Annotated in this window: 4 protein-coding genes; 1 reads left to right on the plus strand and 3 read right to left on the minus strand. The window is 60.5% G+C overall.

The features are described 5' to 3' along the window. A partial coding sequence (locus EGI20_RS16375) for an aldehyde dehydrogenase family protein (protein ID WP_498632749.1) occupies positions 1-1175 on the minus strand: 1175 nt, incomplete at its 3' end. A 94-nt stretch (positions 1176-1269) separates the two neighbouring features. Further along, complete coding sequence (locus tag EGI20_RS16380; protein ID WP_124735385.1) at positions 1270-2433, minus strand: NAD(P)H-dependent flavin oxidoreductase; 1164 nt, start codon at positions 2431-2433, stop codon at positions 1270-1272. A 292-nt stretch (positions 2434-2725) separates the two neighbouring features. Between EGI20_RS16380 and EGI20_RS16385 the strand changes: the two genes are divergently transcribed. Next, positions 2726-3646 carry a LysR family transcriptional regulator gene (locus EGI20_RS16385; RefSeq protein WP_498632751.1) on the plus strand — a complete coding sequence of 307 codons (921 nt, stop codon included), beginning with the start codon at positions 2726-2728 and terminating at the stop codon, positions 3644-3646. A gap of 80 nt (positions 3647-3726) precedes the next feature. Here the strand turns inward: EGI20_RS16385 and ubiT are convergent. Next, positions 3727-4009: ubiquinone anaerobic biosynthesis accessory factor UbiT (gene ubiT, locus EGI20_RS16390; RefSeq protein WP_498632753.1), on the minus strand; the 283-nt coding region annotated here is incomplete at its 5' end.

The following is a 4009-nucleotide window of genomic DNA, read 5'->3' on the forward strand; positions in this document are numbered from 1 at the left end:
TCGGCCGAGAAAATGCTGGCACCCAGACCGTAAGGGGTGTCGTTGGCGATGCGGATGGCGTCGGCTTCGTCGCGTGCGCGGATGATGCTGGCGACCGGGCCGAATACTTCTTCGTGCCATACCCGGCAGTTTGCGTTGACACTATCCAGTACGGTGGCCGGATAAAAGAAGCCGGCGCCGCTTGGCATCACCCCGCCGCACAGCAGTTGCGCGCCGTGGGAAACGGCATCCAGTACCTGGGCGTGCAAGGCTTCGCGCAAGTCGGCGCGCGCCAGCGGCCCCAGGGTGGTGGCTGTATCGCGCGGCTCTCCCATCACCAGCGCGCGTGCGTGGCGGCTAAAGCGTTCGGCAAAGGCGTCGGCGATTTCAGGCACGACAATCATGCGTTTGGCGGCATTGCAGCTTTGGCCAGCGTCGCGAAAGCGCGAGTGTGCCGCCTCGAAGGCGGCTTCATCCACATCGGCATCGGCCAGCACGATAAACGGGTTGCTGCCGCCCAGTTCCAGTACGCTTTTCTTGAGATGGCGCCCGGCTGCGGCGGCGACAAGGCGGCCGGTGCCGGTTGAGCCGGTAAAGGCCACCGCATCTGCCGCGCGGATGGCGTCTTCCACTTCGTCATGGCTGATCCACGCTACATCAAAGACTTCAAGCCCGCTGCCGCGCACGATGTCCAGCAGCTTTTGCGTAGATAAAGGCACCGAAGGCGCCGGTTTGACCAGACAGGCATTGCCCGACATCAGCGCAGGAATGGCAAAGCGCAGCACCTGCCACACCGGGTAGTTCCACGGCATGATGGCCAGCACCAGGCCCAGCGCCTCGAAGCTGACGCCGCTGGCACTGGCCTGGGTCGGGATGTTTTGCGGGGCCAGCAGGCGCGGTGCGAGTTCGGCGTAATAGCGGATCAGCTGCGCCGACTTGTCGATTTCGGCCAGACATTCGCTGGTGCGTTTACCCACTTCCAGCGTCACCAGCGCCGCCAGCGCGGCACGTTCATGCTCCAGTGCCTCGGCCACGCGCAGCAAACGCGCCGCGCGCGCTTCGCACGAAAGCGCCGCCCACGCCGGGCGTGCGCGCTTAAGCGCGGCAATACAAAGATTCAGCGCTTCGCCCTGCCACGCGCCACGGGTAAAGGCCACCTCGCCGGTGGCCGGGTTGCAACTGGTAAATGCATTCATGCAGGCAGTGTAACGGAGAGAGGGGAAAGCGGGGAGTGTTGCCGTGTTGCTGTGCCGGGCGAGATGGGGCCCGCCCGGCTTGAGTGCGAGGCACTTATACGCCGACAGGCTTGCGTCCTGTCATCAGATACTCGATGGTTTCGCGTGCGCTGCGCATCTGTTCGCCAAACGGCAGCGGATCCTTGCCGCGGAAGAACAGACCCTTGCTGACTTCACCGCGATAAGCGGCGGAGAGCTTGAGGTCGATGCAGAACTGGCCGGCTTTGGACAGACCATCGCGCAATCCGCAGACCGACAGGCAGTTGAGCGCCTGGGTGCAGCGTGCCGGATCGGCTTTGGCATTGGCCTGCAGTTTGTCCAGACGCTTGATATAGCTTTTCAGCCATGGCGTGAGCACGCCGCGCGCGGGCAGGCCAGCGACCGACATGAACTCGACAATATCCTCATCCTTGGCCTGGGCCAGCGTGCGCTTGAAGTTGTCGTGCGCATCGCCTTCATGGGTCACGGCAAAAGCGGTACCGATCTGCACCGCCGATGCCCCCCATTCGGTCAGCGCCGTTCTGACCTTGGCAAAATGGCTCATGCCGCCGGCGACGATGAGCGGAATACGCTCGCGTTCGATTTCCAGCGTCTTGAACAATTGCTGGGTTTCTTCCAGCACCCGCTTGAAGTTGAAGCGCTCGTCGCCAAGATCCGCCACCTGCGCCGCACCCAGATGGCCACCGGCGTGGTGGGGATGTTCGATCACAATGGCGTCGGGCAGACGGCCTTTTTTCATCCAGCGTTTGAGCACAATGGCGATGCCGCGCGACTCCGACAGGATAGGGATCAGCGCTACATCGGGGTGATCTGCGGTCATCTCCGGCAGATCCAGCGGCAGGCCCGCGCCCATGACCACGGCGTGCGCGCCCGACTCGCAAGCCTGACGTACCAGTGCCGGATGGTCGGCTACCGCTTTCATGACATTGACGGCAATCAGGCCACGGCCTTGCGCGCGCGCCAGTGCGCCTTTGATTTCCCTGTCCAGCGCCACCCGGTTTAACCGGTTCAGTTCCTCATCACCGCTGGCCTTGCTGGAGGCGGCGACAAGATCCGGGTGCAGATGACGCAAGTCCACACTGGCGATGGTTCCAACGGCATTTTCGTGTGCCACGGCACCGGCCAGACTTTGGGCCGAGATGCCGACTCCCATGCCGCCTTGTACGACGGGCAGGAGTTTGCGCTGACGGATGGTGAGCGCAGAGAAGCTGGGGTTCATGCCGTAGACCTTTAGCGATGGAGCAAAAGGTCTATTCTGTGGTTGTTTTTGCGGATGACATTTGATCTGGATCAATGTTTTGAGTTTTGACTCTAGTGTTCTCTCTGCGAGAACCGGTGCAGCGTGGCCATTGTCAGGCCCGGGGGGCGCTGCGGTGGAGTGTTGTTTTTATGTTTAATGACATATGTGTTGTGTTTTTTTTAGAATTTGCATTTAAGATTTTGCGGAATTGGATTATCCTTTTTAAATAATAGATTGTTAATTGCAGGCATTCAGGCACAGGGATAAGAGTATGGATACGCTCAAGGCGCTTATGGTGTTCATGACGACTGCTGAAAATGGCAGTTTTTCCGATGCAGCGCGCAAGATGGGCGTTTCGCCGGCGGCGGTCAGTCAGAGTATTGCCCGCCTGGAGCAGGAGCTGGAAGTACGGCTGTTTAACCGTACCACGCGCCAGTTGACCCTGACCGAAGATGGCCGGCGCTTTTACGCGCAGTGCAAAGGGCCGGTCAATAATCTGGACAATGCCATCAGCCAGCTCAAGGCCAGCCAGGATGAACCGGCCGGCCATCTGCGCGTCAGCATGCCCAACAGTTTCGGCCGACGGCTGATCCTGCCTTTGATGGGCGAGTTCTGCCAGCTCTATCCCAAGATCCGCGTATTTTTCGGACTGGATGACCATTTCAGCGACCTGATCGAAGACGGCTACGATGTCGGTATCCGTCAGGGCATGATGCCGGACAGCCGTATGATGGCGCGCCATCTGGCCGATATTCCTATGTATACCGTGGCCACGCCGGCTTACTGGGACAAGCATGGCCGACCGCAAACGCCGGAGGAACTGTCGACGCATGATTGCATCAACTTCCAGTTTCCGACTTCGGGGCGTTTGTCCAAGTGGGAGTTTGAGCGTAATGGCGAGCGCATTCCGCTGGATGTGTCGGGTACTTATACGCTGAACGAGATTGAGGCGGTGGCCGAACTGGCGCGCCTGGGGCAGGGCGTCGCCCAATTGCCGGGCAATGAGGCGATCGATGCCATGCTCCGTGGCGAGCTGGAGCCGGTGTTGCTCGACTTTCTTTCGACCGAACGGGCCATTTACCTGTGCTTCCCGCACCGCGAACATACCGCCCCGCGCACCCGCGTATTTGTCGACTTTATTGTCGAGCGTCTGGCGAACCATCCCGACGTGCTGGCGAAATGGCCGGAGTAAGGTAGGGAGTAGGGCGTTAGGGAGTAGGGAGTAGGGAGTAGGGAGGTTACTCCCTATTTACCACTCCCCACTCCCTTTACTTACACTGCCATAAACCGTGCCAGCGGCGTGTCGCTCCAGTCCACGCTATCCAGCAGGTTCTTCACGATCAGCCCAAGCTCGGTGTCGCCTTCGATCACCAGCTTGCGGTTGAAAAACAGCGTATCCGGGTCTTCTTCACGCAGCATCATGCGCGCCAAATCCGCGAGGTTGGCGGCGAAGCGCAAGTCCGGCGCCTGTTCCGACTTATCTACACTGAAGCGGGCCTCGTCGGCGGCGAAGCGCAGCTTGATGCCGGCGTCCAGCACATCCACTTCAAAGCGC

The organism is Aquitalea sp. S1-19 (genome assembly GCF_024343515.1).

Excerpts from the sequence above, each read along its gene's own strand:
- EGI20_RS16380 (WP_124735385.1), bottom strand. The coding sequence starts at position 2,433 with ATGAACCCCAGCTTCTCTGCGCTCACCATCCGTCAGCGCAAACTCCTG.
- EGI20_RS16385 (WP_498632751.1), top strand. The coding sequence starts at position 2,726 with ATGGATACGCTCAAGGCGCTTATGGTGTTCATGACGACTGCTGAAAAT.